General features: G+C 68.0%; 14 protein-coding genes. 13 read left to right on the top strand and 1 reads right to left on the bottom strand.

Annotated features, from left to right (window positions below; all coding sequences use genetic code 11):
- Positions 1-361: 361 nt before the first annotated feature.
- On the top strand, positions 362-3,850 hold the full coding sequence (gene rpoB / locus ASF75_RS13275; protein WP_017885548.1) for a DNA-directed RNA polymerase subunit beta: 3,489 nt from the start codon (positions 362-364) through the stop codon (positions 3,848-3,850).
- Positions 3,851-3,894: 44 nt separating this feature from the next.
- Positions 3,895-7,776, top strand: a complete 3,882-nt coding sequence (gene rpoC, locus ASF75_RS13270) for a DNA-directed RNA polymerase subunit beta' (protein ID WP_017885547.1) — start codon at positions 3,895-3,897, stop codon at positions 7,774-7,776.
- 129 nt (positions 7,777-7,905) lie between these two features.
- Here rpoC and ASF75_RS13265 read toward each other — a convergent pair whose 3' ends face one another.
- Positions 7,906-8,301 (bottom strand): VOC family protein, encoded by a 396-nt coding sequence (locus ASF75_RS13265; protein ID WP_017885546.1) that lies wholly within the window; start codon positions 8,299-8,301, stop codon positions 7,906-7,908.
- A 185-nt stretch (positions 8,302-8,486) separates the two neighbouring features.
- On the opposite strand from ASF75_RS13265, the gene ASF75_RS13260 reads away from it, so the two are divergent.
- The 11 genes from ASF75_RS13260 (at position 8,487) to ASF75_RS13210 (ending at position 18,992) form a co-directional block, all read left to right on the top strand.
- Entirely contained in the window at positions 8,487-9,404 is a 918-nt protein-coding gene (locus ASF75_RS13260) for a prepilin peptidase (RefSeq protein ID WP_235517674.1), read from the top strand.
- A gap of 61 nt (positions 9,405-9,465) precedes the next feature.
- Positions 9,466-9,714, top strand: a complete 249-nt coding sequence (locus ASF75_RS13255) for a hypothetical protein (RefSeq protein WP_017885544.1) — start codon at positions 9,466-9,468, stop codon at positions 9,712-9,714.
- Between the two features lie 161 nt (positions 9,715-9,875).
- Positions 9,876-10,496 carry a CBU_0592 family membrane protein gene (locus tag ASF75_RS13250; protein WP_414835790.1) on the top strand — a complete coding sequence of 207 codons (621 nt, stop codon included), beginning with the start codon at positions 9,876-9,878 and terminating at the stop codon, positions 10,494-10,496.
- 27 nt (positions 10,497-10,523) lie between these two features.
- Positions 10,524-11,051 carry a DUF6121 family protein gene (locus tag ASF75_RS13245; RefSeq protein ID WP_056072044.1) on the top strand — a complete coding sequence of 176 codons (528 nt, stop codon included), beginning with the start codon at positions 10,524-10,526 and terminating at the stop codon, positions 11,049-11,051.
- Between the two features lie 37 nt (positions 11,052-11,088).
- Complete coding sequence (locus ASF75_RS13240) at positions 11,089-12,321, top strand: hypothetical protein (protein WP_056072041.1); 1,233 nt, start codon at positions 11,089-11,091, stop codon at positions 12,319-12,321.
- Between the two features lie 228 nt (positions 12,322-12,549).
- Entirely contained in the window at positions 12,550-12,918 is a 369-nt protein-coding gene (rpsL, locus tag ASF75_RS13235) for a 30S ribosomal protein S12 (RefSeq protein WP_017885540.1), read from the top strand.
- A gap of 5 nt (positions 12,919-12,923) precedes the next feature.
- Positions 12,924-13,394, top strand: coding sequence for a 30S ribosomal protein S7 (gene rpsG / locus ASF75_RS13230; RefSeq protein WP_017885539.1), 471 nt, complete (start codon positions 12,924-12,926; stop codon positions 13,392-13,394).
- An 87-nt stretch (positions 13,395-13,481) separates the two neighbouring features.
- Positions 13,482-15,599, top strand: a complete 2,118-nt coding sequence (gene fusA, locus ASF75_RS13225) for an elongation factor G (protein WP_017885538.1) — start codon at positions 13,482-13,484, stop codon at positions 15,597-15,599.
- A 147-nt stretch (positions 15,600-15,746) separates the two neighbouring features.
- Positions 15,747-16,934, top strand: coding sequence for an elongation factor Tu (gene tuf / locus ASF75_RS13220; RefSeq protein ID WP_017885537.1), 1,188 nt, complete (start codon positions 15,747-15,749; stop codon positions 16,932-16,934).
- A gap of 173 nt (positions 16,935-17,107) precedes the next feature.
- Positions 17,108-18,085, top strand: a complete 978-nt coding sequence (locus ASF75_RS13215; protein ID WP_042537504.1) for a DNA topoisomerase IB — start codon at positions 17,108-17,110, stop codon at positions 18,083-18,085.
- Between the two features lie 79 nt (positions 18,086-18,164).
- A complete protein-coding gene (locus ASF75_RS13210) occupies positions 18,165-18,992 on the top strand; it encodes a DarT ssDNA thymidine ADP-ribosyltransferase family protein (protein ID WP_056072038.1) in 828 nt (275 codons plus the stop codon).
- The last annotated feature ends 376 nt before the right edge of the window (positions 18,993-19,368 follow it).

Below are 19,368 nucleotides of genomic sequence, written 5' to 3'. Positions count from 1 at the left end.
TGGAAGCGGCGTCCGGCGGCTTATACACGCCACTGCCGAATCCGGTCAAGCCGGGACTGGACAGCACGCCGCGGAGCGAACTATGATGACAGTTCGCGCTCCCTGGCATCCGTGTCGTCATATTTCGGTCGACGCAGAGTTCTGAGACAGAAACTCATCTCGCCCTGGTGCAGCCGGACCCGTATATGGCGGCGGGTACCGCTCACGGAGATCATCCCACACGTGCACCGACGTTCCGCGTCAGGCACGCGTCGGCGTGGTCGCAGGGCTTGCACTCTCAGGGTTCGCCGAGCGATCAATCCACTCACCTACACACTGCTCGTCAGTGTCGGCCCGACGGGGCCTACCGGAGGTCACACCCTTGGCTGCTGCGCCCAACGCATCCACCAACCCCAAGAACGGTCGCAACCACTCGCGACTCTCGTTCGCCAAGATCACGGACACCCTCACGGTTCCTGATCTGCTCGCACTCCAGACGGAGAGCTTCGACTGGCTCGTCGGCAACGACGTCTGGAAGGCCCGCCTCGCCGAAGGGCAGGAGCAGGGTCGCACCGACCTCGCGCTGCACTCGGGGCTCGAGGAGATCTTCGAGGAGATCTCCCCGATCGAGGACCTCGGCGAGACCATGCAGCTCTCGTTCACGGCTCCCGAGCTCGAGGACCCGAAGTACTCGATCGACGACTGCAAGGAGCGCGGCAAGACCTACGCCGCTCCGCTGTACGTCAACGCCGAGTTCATGAACCACATGACGGGTGAGATCAAGACGCAGACGGTCTTCATGGGCGACTTCCCGCTCATGACCGAGCGCGGCACGTTCATCATCAACGGCACCGAGCGCGTCGTCGTGTCGCAGCTCGTCCGTTCGCCCGGCGTGTACTTCGAGCGCCAGCAGGAGAAGACCTCCGACAAGGACATCTACTCGGCGCGGATCATCCCGTCGCGTGGTGCCTGGCTCGAGTTCGAGATCGACAAGCGCGACCAGGTGGGCGTGCGCATCGACCGCAAGCGCAAGCAGTCCGTGACCGTCTTCCTCAAGGCCCTCGGCCTGACGAGCGAAGAGATCATGGACGAGTTCCAGGGCTTCGCGTCGATCGAGTCGACCCTCGAGAAGGACGCCGTCCTCACGAAGGAAGAGGCGCTCAAGGACATCTACCGCAAGCTCCGCCCGGGCGAGCAGGTCGCTGCCGAGGCCGCGCGTGCGCTCCTCGACAACTTCTACTTCAACTCGAAGCGCTACGACCTGGCGAAGGTCGGCCGGTACAAGGTCAACCGCAAGCTCGGCATGGACGCCCCGCTGTCCGACTCGGTGCTCACCGTCAAGGACATCGTCGCGACGATCAAGTACCTGGTGTCGCTGCACGCCGAGCGCACCACGATCGACGGCATCCGTGACGGCGAGCCGGTGCAGCTGCGCCTCGACGTGGACGACATCGACCACTTCGGCAACCGTCGCATCCGCGCCGTCGGCGAGCTCATCCAGAACCAGGTCCGCACGGGTCTGTCCCGCATGGAGCGCGTCGTCCGCGAGCGCATGACCACGCAGGACATCGAGGCGATCACGCCCCAGACGCTCATCAACGTGCGTCCGGTCGTCGCCGCGATCAAGGAGTTCTTCGGGACCTCCCAGCTGTCGCAGTTCATGGACCAGAACAACCCGCTCGCGGGTCTGACGCACAAGCGTCGCCTGTCGGCCCTCGGCCCGGGTGGTCTGTCCCGTGAGCGTGCCGGCGTCGAGGTCCGCGACGTCCACCCGTCGCACTACGGCCGCATGTGCCCGATCGAGACCCCGGAAGGCCCGAACATCGGCCTGATCGGCTCGCTCGCGTCGTTCGGTCGGATCAACTCGTTCGGCTTCATCGAGACCCCGTACCGTCGCGTCGTCGACGGCGAGGTCACGAAGACCATCGACTACCTCACCGCTTCGGAAGAGGACGACTTCGTCGTCGCGCAGGCCAACGCCCCGCTGACGAACGACTTCCACTTCGCCGACGACAAGGTGCTCGTCCGCAAGAAGGGCGGCGAGGTCGAACTCGTCGCCAAGGGCGAGGTCGACTACATGGACGTCTCCCCGCGCCAGATGGTGTCGGTCGCGACGTCGCTCATCCCGTTCCTCGAGCACGACGACGCGAACCGCGCCCTCATGGGTGCGAACATGCAGCGTCAGGCCGTCCCGCTGCTCCGCTCCGAGTCGCCGCTCGTCGGCACCGGCATGGAGGGCTACACGGCCATCGACGCGGGCGACGTCGTCACCGCCGACAAGGCCGGTGTCGTCTCCGAGGTCTCGGCCGACGCCGTCACCCTGCAGCTCGACGAGGGCGGCACGCAGACCTACTACCTGCGCAAGTTCGACCGCTCCAACCAGGGCACGAGCTACAACCACCGCGTCATCGTCTCCGCAGGCGAGCGCGTCGAGCAGGGCGAGGTCATCGCCGACGGTCCCGCGACGGAGAACGGCGAGCTCGCGCTCGGCAAGAACCTCCTCGTCGCGTTCATGCCGTGGGAGGGCTACAACTACGAGGACGCGATGATCCTGTCGCAGAACCTCATCAAGGACGACACGCTCTCCTCGATCCACATCGAGGAGTACGAGGTCGACGCCCGCGACACCAAGCTCGGCAAGGAGGAGATCACCCGTGACCTCCCCAACGTCAGCCCGGACCTGCTGGCCGACCTCGACGAGCGCGGCATCATCCGCATCGGTGCCGAGGTCCGCCCCGGCGACATCCTCGTCGGCAAGGTCACGCCGAAGGGCGAGACCGAGCTGAGCGCCGAGGAGCGTCTGCTCCGTGCCATCTTCAACGAGAAGTCGCGCGAAGTCCGCGACACCTCGCTCAAGGTGCCCCACGGTGAAGAGGGCACGATCATCGGCGTCAAGGTGTTCGACTCGCAGGACGGCGACGACGAGCTCGGCTCGGGCGTCAACCAGCGCGTGGTCGTCTACATCGCCCAGAAGCGCAAGATCACCGCGGGTGACAAGCTCGCCGGTCGTCACGGCAACAAGGGCGTCATCTCGACCATCCTCCCGGTCGAGGACATGCCGTTCCTCGCCGACGGCACCCCCGTCGACATCGTCCTCAACCCGCTCGGCGTCCCCGGCCGCATGAACTTCGGTCAGGTGCTCGAGATCCACCTCGGGTGGCTCGCCAAGCAGGGCTGGAACGTCGAGGGCATCCAGGAGTGGGCCGAGAACCTGCCGGAGGCAGCGCACAGCGCCGAGCCCGGCACCAAGGTCGCCACCCCGGTGTTCGACGGTGCGTACGAGCGCGAGATCGAGGGCCTCCTCGACTCGACCCTCCCGAACCGCGACGGCGAGCGCCTGATCGGCTCGTCCGGCAAGGCGCAGCTCTTCGACGGCCGCTCCGGCGAGCCGTTCCCGGAGCCCGTCTCGGTCGGCTACATGTACATCCTCAAGCTGCACCACCTGGTCGACGACAAGATCCACGCGCGTTCGACCGGTCCGTACTCGATGATCACGCAGCAGCCGCTGGGTGGTAAGGCGCAGTTCGGTGGACAGCGATTCGGTGAGATGGAGGTGTGGGCGCTTGAAGCGTACGGCGCCGCTTACGCCCTCCAGGAGCTCCTGACGATCAAGTCCGACGACATCCTCGGCCGCGTGAAGGTCTACGAGGCGATCGTCAAGGGCGAGAACATCCAGGAGCCCGGTATCCCCGAGTCCTTCAAGGTCCTCATGAAGGAGATGCAGTCGCTCTGCCTGAACGTCGAGGTGCTCTCGGCCGACGGCCAGGCGGTCAGCCTGCGCGACAACGATGACGAGGTCTTCCGCGCTGCGGAGGAGCTGGGCATCAACATCTCCTCGCGGTTCGAGTCGTCCTCCGTCGACGACATCTGATCCCGCCCGTACATCGAAGCCTGAATCAGCAAGAGAGAAGAACATTGCTCGAAGCAACTTCCTTTGACGCCATTCGGATCGGCCTCGCAACCGCCGAGGACATCCGTCAGTGGTCGTACGGCGAGGTCAAGAAGCCGGAGACCATCAACTACCGCACCCTGAAGCCCGAGAAGGACGGTCTGTTCGGCGAGCAGATCTTCGGTCCTTCCCGCGACTGGGAGTGCGCCTGTGGCAAGTACAAGCGTGTCCGGTTCAAGGGCATCGTCTGCGAGCGCTGCGGCGTCGAGGTCACCAAGTCCTCGGTCCGTCGTGAGCGCATGGGCCACATCGAGCTCGCTGCCCCCGTCACGCACATCTGGTACTTCAAGGGCGTCCCGTCGCGCCTCGGGTACCTCCTCGACATGGCGCCGAAGGACCTCGAGAAGGTCATCTACTTCGCGGCGTACATGATCATCGACATCGATGAAGAGGGCCGTCACGCGGACATGCCGGGTCTCGAGAACGAGATGCGTCTCGAGATCAAGACCCTCGAGGGCCAGCGCGACTCGATCATCGCCGACCGCCTCAAGAAGCTCGAGGACGACCTCGCAGCCCTTGAGGAAGAGGGTGCGAAGGCCGACGTCAAGCGCCGCACCAAGGACACCGCCGAGAAGGAGATGTCCCAGGTCCGCAAGTCGTTCGACGAGGACATCACCCGTCTCGAGCGTGTGTGGGAGGACTTCCGCAACCTCAAGGTGGGCGACCTCAAGCCCGAGGACGCCGTCTTCCACGAGCTCCAGGACCGGTTCGGGATCTACTTCGACGCCTACATGGGCGCCGAGGCGATCAAGCTCCGGCTCGAGGCGTTCGACCTGGCCGCCGAGGCCGAGGCGCTGCGTCTGCAGATCGCCGAGGGCAAGGGCCAGAAGAAGATCCGTGCGATCAAGCGTCTGCGCGTCGTCAGCTCCTTCCTCGCCACCGGCAACTCGCCGGCGGCGATGGTGCTCGGCGTCGTGCCGGTCATCCCGCCGGAGCTGCGCCCGATGGTGCAGCTCGACGGTGGCCGGTTCGCCACGTCGGACCTCAACGACCTCTACCGTCGTGTGATCAACCGCAACAACCGTCTCCGCCGCCTGCTCGACCTCGGTGCTCCCGAGATCATCGTGAACAACGAGAAGCGCATGCTGCAGGAAGCCGTCGACGCGCTGTTCGACAACGGTCGTCGCGGACGTCCGGTCACGGGTACCGGCAACCGCGCCCTGAAGTCCCTGAGCGACATGCTCAAGGGCAAGCAGGGTCGTTTCCGCCAGAACCTGCTCGGCAAGCGTGTCGACTACTCGGGCCGTTCGGTCATCATCGTCGGCCCGCAGCTGAAGCTGCACCAGTGTGGTCTGCCCAAGCAGATGGCGCTCGAGCTCTTCAAGCCGTTCGTCATCAAGCGCCTGATCGACCTGTCGCACGCGCAGAACATCAAGTCGGCCAAGCGCATGGTCGAGCGTTCGCGTCCGCAGGTGTGGGACGTGCTCGAGGAGATCATCCGCGAGCGCCCCGTCCTGCTGAACCGTGCGCCGACGCTGCACCGTCTGGGCATCCAGGCGTTCGAGCCGCAGCTCGTCGAGGGCAAGGCCATCCAGCTCCACCCGCTCGTCTGTGCTGCGTTCAACGCGGACTTCGACGGTGACCAGATGGCCGTGCACCTGCCGCTGTCGGTCGAGGCTCAGGCCGAGGCACGCATCCTGATGCTCGCCTCGAACAACATCCTGAAGCCGTCCGACGGCCGCCCGGTGACCCTGCCCGCACAGGACATGATCATCGGTCTGCACCACCTCACGACCGTCCGCGAGGGCGCCGTGGGCGAGGGCCGTGCGTTCTCGTCGGTGGCCGAGGCGATCCTGGCGAACGACCAGCACACGCTGCACCTCAACGCGATGGTGAAGATCCGCATGACGGGTGTCCACTTCGCCGAGGGTGAAGCCCCCGAGGGCTACGAGCAGGGCGACACGCTGCTGCTCGAGACGACCCTGGGCCGTGCGCTCTTCAACGAGACCCTGCCGGCGAACTACCCGTTCGTCCAGAAGGTCACCGACAAGGGTGTGCTCTCCGCGATCGTCAACGACCTCGCCGAGCGCTACTCCAAGACCGAGACGGCCGCTGCGCTGGACCGGATCAAGGACGCCGGCTTCTACTGGGGCACCCGCTCCGGTGTGACCGTCGCCCTGTCGGACGTCGTGACGCCTCCTCGCAAGAAGGAGATCATCGCGGGCTACGAGATCCAGGCCGCCAAGGTGCAGGGCGAGTTCGACAAGGGTCTGATCACCGACTCCGAGCGTCGCGCCGACCTGATCAAGATCTGGACCGAGGCCACCAACGAGATCGCACAGGAGATGCGGGACAACTTCCCCGTCGACAACACGATCAACCGCATGGTGTCGTCCGGTGCTCGTGGTAACTGGCTGCAGGTCCGCAACATCGCCGGTATGCGTGGTCTGGTGAACAACCCGAAGGGCGAGATCATCGCCCGCCCGATCATCAACTCGTACCGCGAGGGCCTGACCGTGGCGGAGTACTTCATCGCCACGCACGGTGCTCGCAAGGGTCTGGCCGACACGGCGCTCCGTACGGCCGACTCCGGCTACCTGACCCGTCGTCTCGTCGACGTCTCCCAGGACGTCATCATCCGCGAGGACGACTGCGGTACGACGCGTGGCCTCGAGCTGCCGATCGCGACCGTGGACGCCGACGGCAAGCTCGTCCGCGACCCGCGCGTCGAGAACACCGTGTACTCCCGCACCCTGGCCACCGAGGCCGTGGACGCCAAGGGCACGGTCGTTGCAGAGGCCGGTGAGGACGTCGGTGACGTGCTCCTCGAGAAGCTGCTGGCAGCCGGTGTCGAGAGCATCAAGGTGCGCTCGGTCCTGACCTGCGAGTCGGCCGTCGGTGTCTGCGCGAAGTGCTACGGCCGTTCGCTCGCCACCGGCAACCTGGTCGACATCGGTGAGGCAGTCGGCATCATCGCCGCGCAGTCCATCGGTGAGCCCGGTACCCAGCTGACGATGCGTACCTTCCACACGGGTGGTTCGGCCTCGGCCGACGACATCACCCAGGGTCTGCCGCGTGTCACGGAGCTCTTCGAGGCGCGTACCCCCAAGGGCGCGTCCCCGATCGCCGAGGCCCCCGGCCGCGTCGTCGTCGAGGACACGGACAAGGGCCGTCGGATCATCCTGACGCCGGACAACGGCGACGAGCCGTTCATCTACCCGGTGCTCAAGCGTGCGACGCTCCTCATCGAGGACAACCAGCACGTCGAGCTCGGCGAGCAGTTCATCGCCGGCACCGTCGACCCGAAGGAAGTCCTCCGGGTCAAGGGTGTCCGAGAGGTCCAGAAGCACCTGGTCAACGGTGTGCAGGACGTCTACGGCTCGCAGGGTGTGCCGATCCACGACAAGCACATCGAGGTCATCGTCCGCCAGATGCTCCGCAAGGTCACCGTCGTCGACCACGGCGACACCGACCTGCTGCCGGGTGAGCTCGTCGACCGGTCGCGCTACAACGCGCTGAACCGTGCGGCGCTGCAGGAGGGTCGCAAGACCGCCTCGGCTCGCCAGGAGGTCATGGGCATCACGAAGGCGTCCCTCGCGACCGAGTCGTGGCTGTCCGCCGCTTCCTTCCAGGAGACCACCCGCGTGCTCACGCAGGCGGCCATGGAGGGCAAGCAGGACCACCTCGTCGGCCTCAAGGAGAACGTCATCATCGGTAAGCTCATCCCTGCCGGGACGGGCCTCAGCCGGTACCGTGACGTGGACGTGAACGCGACCGAAGAGGCGAAGGCGGAGCGGTACCCCAACCGCATCTTCGCTGACGACTCGTCGTTCTCGGACGCCGACCTGAGCTTCGTCGACTTCGACAGCTTCTCGTCGGACGACTTCACGCCGGGCACGTACAACTGAGCCTGATGTGATCCCACGAAGGCCCCGTCTCCGCAAGGAGGCGGGGCCTTCGTCGTGTCGTCACCACGTGACGGCCTGGAGGCACGGTGCCCGGCCGTCACGGGCCTCCCGTCCGCCGTGGGGTCGCGGCTAGAGCGCGCGGCCCGCGCCGTTGTCGCGGCCGGAGCCGCGACCGGTCTCGTCGACCAGCGAGAACAGGCTCAGCACGTTGCCGTCGGGGTCGCGGACGTCGAACCAGTCGACCGCGCCGTCGACGCACTCGACGGGGCCGATGTCGATGCCGAGCGCGCCGATCCGTGCGTGCTGCGCGGCGACGTCGTCGACGCCGAAGCGGACGCTGACCGGGTTCTCCTCGGCCTGTTCGTCGACGTAGAGCTGGATCCAGATGCCGCCGACCTCGTACTCGGCGACGCCGTCCTCGGGTTCGAGGTCCGGCTCGGTGCGCTCGAAGACCGCGCCGTACCAGAGGCAGGACGCCTCGATGTCGGTGACGGGCAGCCCCACGGTCACGCTCGTGATGTCCATGTCTCATCATGTGCCCGGGCGGGGGCGCGCGTCGAGAGGGATTCCGCTGCGTCGCGCTGTCCGGCCCGTGTCGACCTGGTGTCGTTCGTCGCGGTGTTCCTCCACAGGCGGCATCGCGCCGATGTCCTCCACCGCCTGCCGGTCTGAGGCCACGGAGCGGCCCGTGGTCCGTGAGGCTGGTCGACATGTGCACCCGAACGGCCGCAGCGAGACCGCACCGACGGCACCCCGACGGGGAGGTGACCGGCACCGTGTCCACCTCGGCGCTGCCCCTCGTCACCGCGTTGGTCGGTCTGCTCGGTCTCGCGATCGGGTCGTTCCTGAACGTCGACGTGCACCGCATCCCCGCCGGGATGTCGGTCGTTGCACCGGCCAGCTCCTGCCCCGGCTGCGGCCACGAGATCCGGGGGTGCGACAACGTGCCGGTGGTGTCCTGGCTCCTCCTGCGTGCCCGGTGCCGTCACTGCGACGCGCCCGTCTCGGCTCGGTACCCGCTCGTCGAAGCCGCCACGGGCCTCCTGTTCGTCGCGGTGACCCTGCTCTCGGTCCTCGCACCGTGGTCGACGTCGGCGGCACCGGACGGTGTTCCCGGAACGATCCACGCGGCGACCCTGCTCGTCGCGCTCCTGTACCTGATGGCGATCAGCATCTCGTTGACGCTCATCGACCTCGACACCCACACCCTGCCGAACCGGATCGTGCTGCCGGCGTACATCGTGTTGCCCGTGCTCCTGCTCGTGGCATCGGTGGTGTCCGGGGACTGGGGCGCCGCGGTCCGTGGGATCGGCGGTCTCGTCGTCCTCGGCGGTGTCTACCTCTTGCTCGCGCTGGCGGTCCTCGGCGGGATGGGACTCGGGGACGTGAAGCTCGCCGGCGTGCTCGGTCTCGTGCTGGCGTACCTCGGATGGGGACCCCTCGCAGTGGGTTCTTCCGCCGCGTTCCTGCTCGGCGGTACCTTCGCAGTCGTCCTCCTGGCCGTGCGCCGGGCGGGCCGCCGGAGCGGGATCCCGTTCGGCCCCTGGATGCTCGCGGGTGCCTGGCTCGGCATCGCCGTCGGTGCGCCCGCGTGGGATGGCTACCTGCGCCTCCTCGGACTCGCCTGACGCCTCGTCACGCGCTGCGCCACCAGACCGACCCGAAGACGGTCACGGGGAAGGACCGCCCATGTCGAAGAGCATCGTCGGCGTCGACATCGGCGCCGCCGCGATCCGTTCCGTCGAGGTGCAGGACGCGGACCGGGCGAGACCGACGATCCTGCGGTTCGCCGAGGTGCCGGTACCCGTCGGCGCGACGAAACAGGGCGAGGTGCTCGAACCGAACACCGTGGCGGTCGCACTCCGCCAGCTCTGGTCGATCGGACGCTTCCGCTCGAAGGACGTGACGACGGACGCAGGCGGCACCGCGGCGGGCTGATCCGACCCGCACGGACCGGTGTCGGCCGCGCCACGCCGACATCACTTCCGCGACGCCCGTCGCGGAGATTACGATGCTCACGGCGCCGTGTCCGCGGCTGCTCATCCCCTCTCGAACGGTCGGCTCGAATCGGCCGTTCCTCGTCGTGCCCGGAGTCGCGCGTGTTGGTCGGAATCGTGGAGTTCCTCGGTTGGTTCGGGGCGGTAACCGTCCTTGCTGGTTACATCTTGTTCTCCACGGGCAGGATCCCGAACGGTCCGCTCTACCAGTTGCTCAACCTGGTCGGCGGCCTCGCGGTGGCCGTCAACGTCGCCGCCCACCACGCCGTCCCCTCGACGATCGTCAACGGCATCTGGGCGATCGTCGCCGTCGTCGTCCTGGTGAAGATGCTCCGTGCGCGTCGCGCGGCGAAGCGCGACGGGTCCGCTGCGGCCGAGCCGCCGGTCCTGCACGCGGAGCCCCCGGCCACGACCGGGGTCCTGCCGGTCATCGGGCCGGCGCTGCGCGACCACGAGCTGGAGGGGGCCGGCGAGACGGACGCGACCACGGGCCTCCAGTGGGTCGACCTGGCGGACGCGACGGACGCCACGGACGCGACTGACCCGACCCGCCCGACGACGTCGGATCTCGTGCCCGCGACGGTGCCGGAGGCGCCCGCCCCGATGACGGAGACCGTCCCGATCATCACGGCGACCATCGCGCTCGCCCTGGTCGCCGCAGCGCAGGAGCAGTCCGACCGTGCGCACGCCGACGACACGGACCACGCCGAACCCGCTCGCTGACCAGCCGGTCGGCGATACGATCGGCCCATGTCCCGGTGGCTGATCGCGACGATGACGTCGATCCTCTTCATCGCGCTCGTGATCGCCGTCACGGGCTTCGAAGCCCTGCTCGCCGACGTCGAGGTCATCTCGCAGCCCGACGCCACCCCGTACCTCGGGCCTGCGATGGTGGTCGGCGGCGCGGTGGTCGTCTTCCTGGCGACCGCGGCGGGTGTCCGCGACGGCAACCCCGGGGTGACCGCCCTCGTCGCGGCGGCGACCGTCTACCTGGTCATGCTCGGCGTCGGAGCCGTGGGCTACGCACTCGTCCGCTCGGACGCGACCGAGCTCCTCGTCTTCCCCGCGGGGTACGCCCTCGGCCCGTTCGTGGTCGGTTCCGTCGTGGTGGCGCTCCTGTCGGTGCTCGGCGGGATCGCGACGGCTCGCCACCACGCGCGGACCGCGGGCGGCTCGGTCGCGACCGACGGGACGCACGCGACCAGCGGCGCGGACGGGTCGGGCGGACTCTCCGGGCACAACCGGACGAACGCGGGCGAGGGACCCGCCGAGCGGTAGTCTTCGGACAGCACGACGCACACCAAACGGGGGAACGATGAGCGACCAGCACGCGCAGGATCCGGACCAGCAGGGCGGCTGGGGCGCCGTCCCGCCGGTGGCATCGATCCGTGGCACCGACGGCACGTCCGCCGCAGCCGGCCAGACGGTCGGCCCTGGTCCTGCGGTCGGTCCCGGCGCCGGCTTCGCCGGAGCGCCCGGCGCCGGCTTCGCCGGAGCGCCCGGGCCGGTGCCGCAGCGTCCCCGCCGGAAGCTCCGCCGCGGGCAGCTCATCGGGATCATCTCGGGTGGCACCGCCGTCGTCCTGCTGCTCGTCGCCGGGGTCGTCGGGTACTCGGTCGGTTCCGCCTCGCACTCGGCCGACCGCCCCGTGCGGGCGTTCCTCGACGACCTGACGGCCGGACGCGTGGCCGACGCCCTCGACGACGCGGGCATCGAACGTGGGAAGTCCGACGTGCTGCTCGGTGACGCCGCCTACGCGAAGGCATCGGACAAGGTCACCGGGTACCGCGTCGCCGCGACGCGGACGGACGGCGACACCGCGACCGTCCGGGCGTACCTGCGCCAGGGTGGCCAGGACGTCGCCGCGACCTTCACGCTCGACAAGGCCGGGACCGACTGGGGTGTGTTCCCGGTCTGGGAGCTCCAGGCCCCCGAGCTCGGCTCGGTCGACGTCGCCGTGCGCGGACCGTCCGGTGCGTCGGTCACGGTCGCAGGCCGGAACGTGCGGACCGCGAAGGACGGCACGGTGAGCCTCCGCGCGCTGCCCGGTACCTACGACGTCGCCTTCGACGGCGGCAAGTGGACCACGGCACGTGGTGGATCGGCGGACGTCAGCGGGTTCGGCCGGACGACGTCGACCCCGGTGCAGATGACGACCACCCTCACGACCGCGGGGCAGCAGGCCGCCAAGCGAGCGGTGGACGACTGGGTGGACGGCTGCATCGCCTCCACCGACGCCGCGCCGGCCGGCTGCAGCTTCTACGCGTACGGCCAGAACCCGGCGTACACCTACACGAACCAGAAGTGGACGCTCGAGACGCGGCCGACGGTCCGGGTCGGCAGCTGGACGACGAACGGCTGGTTGATCACGACGACCACGTTCGGGCGGGCGAAGTACACGGCGGACATCTCGGGTGCCGCCGGCACCGGAACGGCGTCCGCGGGGCCGCTCAACGTCAACGCGAGCGGGTACGTCACCGGCTTCTCGAGCGACGGTGCCACGTTCCGCTCGGCGGTGGGCAACGGCTCGTCCGACACCGGCTCATGACGGTGTCGGTTCCCGGGGCGACCCGGATTGATTTCGTCCCGTTCCGCGGGTAGTCTCTACCGGGTGTGCGCCCTCGGGCGCGCCCGAAAAGTCCGGCGAGCGGGATCGCCCAGCCGGACCACTCCGTCCCCCACTCGAACACCCGCCGTCCGGCGGTGATCAGCGTGGGACGAGGAAGCCGGCGGAACGCGCCGGCCAGAGAGCACGAGCGAAGAACCAGGAGAACAGTTGCCTACTATTCAGCAGCTGGTTCGCAAGGGTCGTACGCCGAAGGTCACCAAGACCAAGGCGCCCGCCCTGAAGGCGAACCCCCAGCAGCGTGGTGTGTGCACCCGCGTCTACACCACCACCCCCAAGAAGCCGAACTCGGCACTGCGCAAGGTCGCTCGTGTCAAGCTCTCGAACGGCACCGAGGTCACGGCCTACATCCCCGGTGAGGGCCACAACCTCCAGGAGCACTCGATGGTGCTCGTCCGCGGCGGTCGTGTGAAGGACCTCCCGGGTGTGCGGTACAAGATCATCCGTGGCGCCCTGGACACCCAGGCAGTCAAGAACCGTAAGCAGGCTCGCAGCCGCTACGGTGCGAAGAAGGGTTGAGTTAGATGCCTCGTAAGGGTCCCGCTCCCAAGCGTCCCGTCGTCGCCGACCCGGTCTACGGTGCGCCGATCGTCAGCCAGCTCGTCAACAAGATCCTGCTCGACGGCAAGAAGGGCCTCGCTGAGCGCATCGTCTACGGTGCACTCGAGGGCGTTTCCGCCAAGAACCAGCAGGACGCCGTCGTGACGCTGAAGAAGGCGCTCGACAACGTCCGTCCGACCCTCGAGGTCCGCAGCCGCCGTGTCGGTGGCTCGACCTACCAGGTCCCGGTCGAGGTCAAGCCGCACCGCGCGAACACCCTCGCGCTCCGTTGGCTCACCTCGTACGCCAAGGCCCGTCGCGAGAAGACGATGACCGAGCGTCTCATGAACGAGATCCTCGACGCGTCCAACGGCCTCGGTGCCGCGGTCAAGCGCCGCGAGGACACGCACAAGATGGCCGAGTCGAACAAGGCCTTCGCCCACTACCGCTGGTAGTCCCGGCACCGTCCGGGCGCCGGTGGTCAAGAACCCCGGCGCCCGGACGGCCGCCAACCTCTCCTACAACTCTTCCGGAGGAACCCTGTGGCACAGGACGTGCTCACCGACCTGAACAAGGTCCGCAACATCGGCATCATGGCGCACATCGATGCCGGCAAGACCACGACGACCGAGCGCATCCTGTTCTACACGGGCATCACGCACAAGATCGGTGAGGTCCACGACGGCGCTGCCACGATGGACTGGATGGCGCAGGAGCAGGAGCGCGGCATCACGATCACGTCGGCCGCGACGACCTGCTTCTGGGACAACAACCAGATCAACATCATCGACACCCCCGGTCACGTGGACTTCACGGTCGAGGTGGAGCGTTCGCTCCGCGTCCTCGACGGTGCCGTCGCCGTGTTCGACGGGAAAGAGGGCGTCGAGCCCCAGTCCGAGACCGTCTGGCGTCAGGCCGACAAGTACGAAGTCCCGCGCATCTGCTTCGTCAACAAGATGGACAAGCTGGGCGCCGACTTCTACTACACCGTCGACACCATCGTGAACCGCCTCGGCGCGGAGCCCCTCGTGCTCCAGCTGCCGATCGGTTCCGAGAGCTCGTTCGAAGGCGTCGTCGACCTCGTCCAGATGCGTGCACTCACCTGGCGCGGCGACGCCAAGGGTGACGTCGCGATGGGCGCGAAGTACGAGATCGAAGAGATCCCGGCCGACCTGCAGGACCGTGCCGCCGAGTACCGCGAGAAGCTCATCGAGCGCGTGGCCGAGGCGGACGACGTCCTCATGGAGCGCTACCTCGAGGGCGACACCGACTTCTCGGTCGCCGAGATCAAGGCAGCGATCCGTGCCCTCACGGTGAGCAGCACGCTCTACCCGGTCCTCTGCGGTTCCGCGTTCAAGAACCGTGGTGTCCAGCCGATGCTCGACGCCGTCATCGACTACCTCCCGTCCCCGCTCGACGTGCCGCCGATGATCGGCCACGACGTCAAGGACGAGGAGAAGGAGATCATCCGCAAGCCCGACGCGACCGAGCCGTTCTCGGCGCTCGCGTTCAAGGTCGCGGTGCACCCCTTCTTCGGTCGTCTGACCTACGTGCGCGTCTACTCCGGCTCGATCGAGTCCGGTGCTCAGGTCATCAACTCGACCAAGGGCAAGAAGGAGCGCATCGGCAAGATCTTCCAGATGCACTCCAACAAGGAGAACCCGGTCGCCAACGTGACCGCTGGCCACATCTACGCGGTCATCGGCCTCAAGGACACCACCACCGGTGACACCCTGTGCGACCCGACCAACCAGGTCGTCCTCGAGTCGATGACGTTCCCGGAGCCGGTCATCGAGGTCGCCATCGAGCCGAACACGAAGGCTGACCAGGAGAAGCTCTCCACGGCCATCCAGAAGCTCGCCGAAGAGGACCCGACGTTCCGCGTCGAGCTCAACGCCGAGACCGGTCAGACGACGATCAAGGGCATGGGCGAGCTCCACCTCGACATCCTCGTCGACCGCATGAAGCGCGAGTTCCACGTCGAGGCGAGCGTCGGCAAGCCCCAGGTGGCCTACCGCGAGACGCTCACCAAGATCGTCGAGCGCTACGACTACACCCACAAGAAGCAGACCGGTGGCTCCGGTCAGTTCGCGAAGGTGCAGATCGCGCTCGAGCCGATGGAGGTCACGAGCGAGAAGGTCTACGAGTTCGTCAACGCGACCTCCGGTGGCCGTGTCCCGCGTGAGTACATCCCGTCGGTCGACGCCGGTATCCAGGACGCCATGCAGGTCGGCATCCTCGCGGGCTACCCGACCGTCGGCGTGAAGGCCATCCTCAAGGACGGCGCGGCGCACGACGTCGACTCGTCCGAGATGGCGTTCAAGATCGCCGGCTCGATCGCCTACAAGGAAGCGGCTCGCAAGGCCGGTCCGGCGATCCTCGAGCCGATCATGGCCGTCGAGGTCCGTACTCCTGAGGAGTACATGGGCGACGTCATCGGTGACCTGAACTCCCGTCGTGGCCAGATCGCCTCGATGGAGGACGCCTCGGGCGTCAAGGTGGTCCGCGCGAGCGTGCCGCTGTCCGAGATGTTCGGCTACGTCGGCGACCTGCGGTCGAAGACCTCTGGTCGTGCGGTCTACTCGATGACCTTCGAGACCTACAGCCAGGTCCCGGCCAAGGTCGCCGAGGAGATCATCGCGAAGAACGCGGGGGAGTAGCGCTCAGCGCTTCTCCACAGGCGGGGGCGCCCGGCGACGGGCCCCTCGCCACCAAGTAAAGTACAGACACACACCGCGCACCCACGGTTCCGAGCCCATCCAGGGCCGGCCGGGGGTGACGCTTCCGAGTCCTGAGGAGGACCCACAGTGGCCAAGGCCAAGTTCGAGCGCACCAAGCCGCACGTCAACATCGGAACCATCGGTCACGTCGACCACGGCAAGACCACGCTCACGGCGGCGATCACCAAGGTTCTGCACGACCAGTACCCGGACCTCAACGAGGCCCGCGACTTCGCGCAGATCGACAACGCTCCCGAGGAGCGCCAGCGCGGCATCACGATCAACATCTCGCACGTCGAGTACCAGACCGAGAAGCGTCACTACGCGCACGTCGACGCCCCCGGTCACGCCGACTACGTGAAGAACATGATCACGGGTGCGGCACAGATGGACGGCGCGATCCTCGTGGTCGCCGCCACCGACGGCCCGATGCCCCAGACGCGTGAGCACGTCCTGCTCGCCCGCCAGGTCGGCGTCCCCTACATCGTCGTCGCACTGAACAAGTCCGACATGGTGGACGACGAGGAGATCCTGGAGCTCGTCGAGCTCGAGGTCCGCGAGCTCCTCGGCTCGCAGCAGTTCGACGAGGACGCCCCCGTCGTGCAGGTCTCGGCGCTCAAGGCGCTCGAGGGCGACGAGAAGTGGGTCAAGTCGGTCCAGGACCTCATGGCCCAGGTCGACGAGCACGTGCCGGACCCGGTGCGCGCCACCGACCAGCCGTTCCTGATGCCGATCGAGGACGTCTTCACGATCACCGGTCGTGGCACCGTCGTCACCGGTCGCGTCGAGCGTGGCACGCTCAACCTGAACGCCGAGGTCGAGATCGTCGGCATCCGCGCGACGCAGAAGACCACGGTCACGGGCATCGAGATGTTCCGCAAGCTGCTCGACTCCGCGGTCGCCGGTGACAACACCGGTCTGCTCATCCGTGGCCTCAAGCGCGAGGACGTGGAGCGCGGCCAGGTCGTCGTGAAGCCGGGTTCGGTCACGCCGCACACCGAGTTCCAGGCGAACGCGTACATCCTGACCAAGGACGAGGGTGGGCGTCACAACCCGTTCTACGCGAACTACCGCCCGCAGTTCTACTTCCGCACCACGGACGTCACCGGCGTCATCACGCTGCCCGAGGGCACCGAGATGGTCATGCCCGGTGACACCGTCGCCATGACGGTCGAGCTGATCCAGCCGATCGCCATGGAAGAGGGCCTCCGCTTCGCCATCCGTGAGGGTGGTCGTACGGTCGGCGCCGGTACGGTCGAGAAGATCATCAAGTAACTCCGGTTCCTTGCGACAGCGGGGTCGGGCCTTCGGGTCCGGCCCCGCTTCGTCGTACCCGGCCACTGGCGCGCCGTACAGGGCGTCGGACAGGAGGAACGGGGCGTGGTCGGCCACGGGCCTCCTGTCCGCCCCGTGACCCGTCACAGGCTTCACGGAGTTGGCTCGGGCATGTGACCCGCCTCCGCAGATCCGCGACCTCCGGTCGCGGCTACCACCGCGTCCGTTCCGGACGCGGTTTCTCGTTCCGCGACCCCGACGGCAAGACCGTGACCGATCCGGACGAGCGCCGTCGGCTCGAGGAGTTCGTGATCCCGCCGGCGTGGGACGACGTCTGGATCTCGCCGTACCCGAACGGCCACATCCTGGCCACGGGCACGGACGGTGCTGGCCGTCGCCAGTACATGTACCACCCGTCGTGGCGTGAACGGATGGACCGGATCAAGTACGACCGCGCGCTCGCGCTGGCGGAGTCGTTGCCGGTCGCCCGTCGCGGTGTCACACAGGACCTCCGCCGGCCGGAACCGGACCGCCGGCGCGCGCTGGCCGCAGCCTTCCGGATGCTCGACCAGGGGTCGCTCCGGGTCGGGTCCGAGCGGTACGCCACCGAGCACGGCAGCCGCGGGCTGTCCACGCTGCTCTGCGCGCACGCCCACGTGTCCGGCGACGACATCGAACTCGACTTCCCCGGCAAGAGCGGGCAGGAGTGGTCGTCGTCGATCCACGACCACGACCTGGCGCGGGTCATCGTCGGCATGAAGCGTCGCGGACCCAATGCGCGTCTGCTGTCGTTCCGCGAGCGCCGTGGGGCGGAGTGGGAGCCGCTCTCCGCCGAGGACATCAACGCCTACGTGAAGGAACGTGCCGGCGACGAGTTCACCGCGAAGGACTTCCGGACCCTGCACGGGACGGTCGCGGCCGCGGTCGACCTGGCGAAGACCGGGCCGCAGTCATCCCAGGCCAAGCGGAAGAAGGCCGTGTCACACGCGGTGAAGGCCGCGAGCGACGAGCTCGGCAACACCCCGACGGTGTGCCGACAGAGCTACATCGACCCCCGTCTGCTCGACGCGTACGACCACGGGGAGACCATCGATCCGGACCGCCTGGCGTCCGCCGAGGCCGAGGTCCGGGCACTGCTCTACCGACAATGACCCGGGGGCCGTCCGGATGACGTAGCGTTGGTCGACGTGCCGGACCACCCCACACGGCACGGAAGGACCCACAACAGTCGTGACCGACGAGTGCATCCACGGTTTCCCCACCGAGCTCTGCGACATCTGCGCACCCCGGCAGCGCGAGGCGTCGGAGATCCCAGCCACCCCGGCACCACGCCGGACCCGCATCACCACCAACCTGCGCGTCGACCCGCCGGCCTCCGGGCCGAACACGTCGCTCCGGTCGCCGACGTCGCTCCGTTCGTCGTCCACCGACCTGCCCGAGGCACGTGAGTTCGCAGCGCTCCGTGCCCACCACGTCACCCACATCGACAACCTCGACGGCATCGTCGGCGCCGGCGCGATCCTGGCGGCCGACCAGGCCGAGCCCGTCGTGGACGTCAGCTCCGCCGACACCCGTGCCGCACGTGCCGAGGCCGAGGCACCGGACGGTTCCTCGATCGCCGGGCACGTGCCGTTCACGCTGTCGCCCGACGCGACGCGGTGGGACGAGCTCCGCACGGGCGCCGAGGGTGAGCGCTGGTCCGATGCCGCCCGTCGCACCCGCGCGATCGACTACGTGGTGCTCGTCGTGCCGGTCTCGGCGTTCGGCGCCTCGGTGATCGTCGCGGACCAGGACGCCGACGCCGACGACGTCCGGTTCGCCGTCGGCCCCGACGCCGGCACGAACCTGATCCGTCGCACCGACTTCACGGACCCGGAGATGCACGGCCTCGAGCTGCTCGCCGGTCCGAGCGTGCCGTTCACCTCGGTGGCCGTGATCGGTGTGCCGAACGACAAGGCCCGGCAGACCGTCCGCGCCGTGCTCGCCGACCACGGCGGACACGCTCCCCGCGTGGCCGTCTTCCCGCCGTGGTTCGTGCCCCCGGTGACCGCCGAGTGACGGTCTCCTGACCCGTCTCGACGCACCCTCCGGACCACGTCCGGAGGGTGCGTTGCGTTGCGGGGCCGAGCCGGGCCTCCAGACCGTCCGATCCCCGTGGATCCGGGCAAGCGAGCCGGCGGGACACGCCCGGCAATTCGCGACACGCCCGGGTTGCACGTGGGCCGGGGCTATGCGAGACTTGTCCGGTTCCGAATTCCCCGTGGGTGTACGCCCACAGGATCACTGCTCTGGCAGTGCACAACCCCCTTGTTCAGCAGGGCTGGGTTGGGCCGCAGGCAGCAGAACACGACTCCCCGAGATGTGACGGACGCGGTGCACCACTGCTGCGCCCGGAGCACGAGGCAGTCGATTGCCCACGCTGGACGGCCACGGT

The sequence above is a fragment of the Curtobacterium sp. Leaf154 genome, from assembly GCF_001424595.1.
Classification (GTDB): domain Bacteria; phylum Actinomycetota; class Actinomycetes; order Actinomycetales; family Microbacteriaceae; genus Curtobacterium; species Curtobacterium poinsettiae.
This window is presented reverse-complemented; position numbering and strand designations above follow the sequence as displayed.

Coding starts and splice junctions, on each gene's coding strand:
- ASF75_RS13265 (WP_017885546.1), bottom strand. CDS start 8,301: ATGGACATCACGAGCGTGACCGTGGGGCTGCCCGTCACCGACATCGAG.
- ASF75_RS13260 (WP_235517674.1), top strand. CDS start 8,487: ATGTGCACCCGAACGGCCGCAGCGAGACCGCACCGACGGCACCCCGAC.
- ASF75_RS13255 (WP_017885544.1), top strand. CDS start 9,466: ATGTCGAAGAGCATCGTCGGCGTCGACATCGGCGCCGCCGCGATCCGT.
- ASF75_RS13245 (WP_056072044.1), top strand. CDS start 10,524: ATGTCCCGGTGGCTGATCGCGACGATGACGTCGATCCTCTTCATCGCG.
- ASF75_RS13240 (WP_056072041.1), top strand. CDS start 11,089: ATGAGCGACCAGCACGCGCAGGATCCGGACCAGCAGGGCGGCTGGGGC.
- rpsG (WP_017885539.1), top strand. CDS start 12,924: ATGCCTCGTAAGGGTCCCGCTCCCAAGCGTCCCGTCGTCGCCGACCCG.